Raw genomic sequence first — 4050 nt, 5'->3', positions numbered from 1 at the left:
TTATTGAGATAAACTCTCATTAAGCTGGCGATCGCTGACTAGAGTGTGACACTTCATAGTTCTTAGTAATCGCTAAAAGTCTTACCATACAAGGGCTAGAGCAACTTTTGATTTCAACGACTAGGGTGCGGAATGTGGGATGTACGAGACAACCAATCCAAAATACCATTCAATCAAAGACAGAATTAAATTGCTTGTTCCTGTGAATGCCGTTTTCACCCCTAAACGCTTACTATGATGAACAGTAAACCGTACAGGTCAAACACATGAAAAGACTGCTCGGTATTGTCATCTTGATAGTAGCTTGGGGAGGCTTTATCTTTGCCGACCCATCCCTCGCCTTAGATGTAGAGGTAGGTCAGCAAGTACAGCTTAAAGCCACAAATCCTCAAGGTGTTCCTTTGCACGAAAATCCTTTTCCGAGTTTAAAGGGAAGATTACCCGATGGTGTAACGGCCACAGTGACCGCAACCGATAGGGAAAAGCATTGGCTGAAAGTGCAAATTCCCTCCCAACAAGGTTGGATTATAGAAAAATATGTCGCTCAAGTTTTGGAAGATTCGGTTAACCCGCCTCCGAATCCTCCTATAAACCGGTTGCAATTGGCCACCTATAACGTAGAATCACCAAACTTTAATCCCAGAGACACTACCCCCGACAAAGTGTCCGAGGAAATTACAAAGCATCCAGAGGTCATTCTTTGGGGTCTTGAAGAGGTGATGAATCAGGACGACCTCGATCAGTTTACTCAAGCCATGGGTTCAAAATTTACCTCGGTCTTGGGAGAAACGGGCGGTCAAGATAGATTAGCGATCGCTTACGATCAAAGTCAGTTAGAATTAGTGGGTTCTATCAATAATTTATCTGGTTCTGGAGGGTCAAGAAATCCGCTTGTGGGTAAATTTAAACTTCTTGCGAACGGAACCGAATTTTTATTTATGGTCAACCATTTCAACCGTCGTGAAGAGGAAAGAAGAAACCAACAGGCTGATTTTGTCAGAAATTGGAGCAATCAGCAAAGTTTACCGACGATTATAGTGGGAGACTTTAACTTTGATTTTGATCTCGATGAACGAAGAGGTAATACGGCTTTCAATAAACTAAATCAAGACAACATATTAAAGTGGATTCAACCGGATTGTTTAGCTTCTAATAATTGTCTATCCACTCAATGTAATCCAAATTTTAACAGTATCTTAGATGCTGTTTTTGTCGGTGGAACCGCCAAAAATTGGTCGGCGAGTTCTTCTATAGTTCCTTTTGATTGCTCTAAAGATGCCACGGGATTCCCGGATCATCGTATCGTCAAGGCCGAGTTAAAAGTATCTTAGCCGATGACATTCAGGAATTATCGAGCGAATTTGGTTGTTTAACATTTCATAATGTACAAAAAAGGTCGGGGCGAACATTAGCTCACCCCGACCTTTTTCGTCGTAATTATTTGATTAGAACTTAACCATTGATAGCAGGGGCTGTCAGAGCTACGGTAGCTTGTTCACCACTAGCCAAGTCTAAGGGAAAATGGATTCTTTAAATCCTTTTATAACCCCTATTATTCGAGTTCTTGAGGTTCAATAACCAACTTAATTCCCTGAATAATTAATTTGATTTTTTACCGAGAAAGTCTTCCGATAGACTCTGTTAAAAGACGTTTATCAACCGTAAAAACCTGTGAAACATTAAAAACACTGGATTCAGGTAAATTCCCTTCACCCTCATTCAATAAAACATTACCAATAGCTTTTGCTCGTCTCAAATTGGTTGTTAATGGACACACAATAACCGTCCCAATTTGTGACTGATTCAGAGCATCATTTCGCACCACAACACAAGGACAAAGATAAGCAGGTTGAGAACCTTGTGGTTTTCCTACATCAATCCAATAAATCTCACCTTGAAAAATCGTCATATTTACTCAGATAATTGGCGTTGATGATGGCGTGTTCCCTCTAACATCAAAGTTTCTGATTCATCCGATCTATCACTATAAGCTTCATTTCAACTATCCATTAATACCTGTTTAGTTATTTTTTGATTATTCAATCCTAATTATTGATGTAACTTCTCCAATAACCATTGTTTATCTTCATCTCCCCTGATTCAACGCCTAAGACAACTAAAAATAAAACAGAAACAGCAAGTAGTATTTATAAAGGAATATGAGTAATCCGGTCTTGATAATCTTGGGCATCGCCTAATAAAGCAATGAGAATTAAATTCTCAATAATCTCTTTGATTGTTGCTTTAGGACGCAAGACAAAAATCCCTGGACTATGACGACTTTGTGCCAGATGATCAGCTAAATGAACAGGCATAGAAGTCCGATTATTTGTGACTAAAATAAAGTGATTTGCTTCGCACCAAATTAAAATTTCTGGGTCTAAGGTGCTTTTCGACGGAACACCAGGTTCGCCAATCATCCAAACCGTTAAATCAGAGTGACGGCGCAATAATTGCTCCCGATACAGCGGCGGTAAATTTTCATCAATTAGATACTGAATACTCATTGATATTTTCTGCTGCTATTTCCGCCTTGAATTTCCGCATTTTCTCCACAAAAGCGGGAGGGTTCAAATCCTGTTCTTGTTCTCCTTTTTGACAATGTTCTAGCCATTCTGCCAGATATTGACTAACTCGGTCTTTTTCGTGCAGGTAATAGAGAATAGTTGCATGGATTTGTTCTAGGGTAAGGGTAGGATAAATTTGCCCAATCTCTTCAGGGGTACGGGCGCGGTAAATGTATTCATATAAGATAGTTTCAATGCCAATGCGGGAGTTTTTTAAGCGAATGTCATTGGGAGTCAAAAAATTAAAGTAGTCTTCGAGTTGCATCGGTTAATACTCCTATTGATAAATTCGTACTTTTTTGTATCATCAATCAAACCAATAAATCTCTCCTTGAATATTATGATTCTAACAACAAAAAAGCACCCCCTTGCGGGAGTGCCTTTTCGTTCAGACTAGGAATTAACCATTGATAGCAGGAGCGGTCAGAGCTACGGGAGCCTGTTCGCCACTAGCTAAGTCTAAGGGGAAGTTGTGTGCATTACGCTCGTGCATTACTTCCATACCGATACCAGCGCGGTTTAACACATCGGCCCAGGTACCGATTACACGACCTTGAGAATCGAGAATCGACTGGTTGAAGTTGAAACCGTTGAGGTTGAACGCCATGGTGCTAACACCCATTGCCGTAAACCAGATACCGATTACCGGCCATGCACCTAAGAAGAAGTGCAGAGAACGGCTATTGTTGAAAGAAGCGTATTGGAAGATTAAACGTCCGAAGTAACCGTGAGCGGCAACGATATTGTAGGTTTCTTCTTCTTGACCGAATTTGTAACCGTAGTTCTGAGATTCGATTTCCGTGGTTTCACGCACTAAGGAAGAAGTTACTAGAGAACCGTGCATTGCACTGAACAAGGAACCGCCGAACACACCAGCAACACCTAACATATGGAAGGGGTGCATCAGGATGTTATGTTCTGCTTGGAACACGAACATAAAGTTGAAGGTTCCAGAGATTCCTAAAGGCATACCATCAGAGAAAGAACCTTGTCCGATGGGGTAGATTAAGAATACAGCAGTAGCGGCGGATACAGGTGCCGAGTAAGCTACACAAATCCAAGGACGCATTCCTAAACGGAAAGACAGTTCCCACTGACGACCGAGGTAGCAGAAGACACCTAGTAAGAAGTGGAAAATGACTAACTGGTAGGGACCACCGTTGTATAACCACTCATCTAAGGAAGCTGCTTCCCAGATGGGGTAAAAGTGGAGTCCAATCGCGTTGGAAGAGGGAACAACTGCACCAGAGATGATGTTGTTTCCGTAGAGTAGGGAACCAGCTACAGGCTCGCGGATACCGTCGATATCTACAGGAGGAGCGGCGATAAAGGCGATGATGAAGCAGGTGGTGGCGGTGAGCAGGGTGGGGATCATGATGACACCGAACCAACCGATATAAAGACGGTTGTTGGTGCTGGTGATCCACTGACAGAACTGCTCCCACAGGGAAGCGCTCTCGCGCTGTTGTAGAGTGGTGGTCAT

At 42.0% G+C, this 4050-nt stretch carries 5 protein-coding genes; 1 reads left to right on the top strand and 4 read right to left on the bottom strand.

Translation table 11 applies throughout. The annotated features are described in order from the left end of the window. Nucleotides 1-266: 266 nt before the first annotated feature. Nucleotides 267-1331 carry an endonuclease/exonuclease/phosphatase family protein gene (locus O9295_RS00475; protein WP_287726232.1) on the top strand — a complete coding sequence of 355 codons (1065 nt, stop codon included), beginning with the start codon at nucleotides 267-269 and terminating at the stop codon, nucleotides 1329-1331. A gap of 281 nt (nucleotides 1332-1612) precedes the next feature. On the opposite strand, the gene O9295_RS00470 is transcribed toward O9295_RS00475, so the two are convergent. From O9295_RS00470 to psbA, 4 genes are all read right to left on the bottom strand, one after another. Continuing rightward, entirely contained in the window at nucleotides 1613-1909 is a 297-nt protein-coding gene (locus tag O9295_RS00470) for a type II toxin-antitoxin system PemK/MazF family toxin (protein ID WP_288030893.1), read from the bottom strand. Nucleotides 1910-2147: 238 nt separating this feature from the next. After that, the gene (locus O9295_RS00465; RefSeq protein WP_002732058.1) at nucleotides 2148-2507 is read right to left on the bottom strand and encodes a DUF5615 family PIN-like protein; all 360 of its coding nucleotides are present in this window, start codon (nucleotides 2505-2507) and stop codon (nucleotides 2148-2150) included. Then, nucleotides 2485-2832 (bottom strand): DUF433 domain-containing protein, encoded by a 348-nt coding sequence (locus O9295_RS00460; RefSeq protein ID WP_045358164.1) that lies wholly within the window; start codon nucleotides 2830-2832, stop codon nucleotides 2485-2487. Before O9295_RS00460 ends, O9295_RS00465 begins: the two co-directional genes overlap by 23 nt. Nucleotides 2833-2967: 135 nt before the next feature. Beyond that, complete coding sequence (psbA, locus tag O9295_RS00455) at nucleotides 2968-4050, bottom strand: photosystem II q(b) protein (RefSeq protein ID WP_045358920.1); 1083 nt, start codon at nucleotides 4048-4050, stop codon at nucleotides 2968-2970.

The organism is Microcystis sp. LE18-22.4A (assembly GCF_027531105.1).
Taxonomy (GTDB): domain Bacteria; phylum Cyanobacteriota; class Cyanobacteriia; order Cyanobacteriales; family Microcystaceae; genus Microcystis; species Microcystis aeruginosa.
Note: the sequence above shows the minus strand (reverse complement) of the source record. Positions and strands in the feature narration are given on the sequence as shown.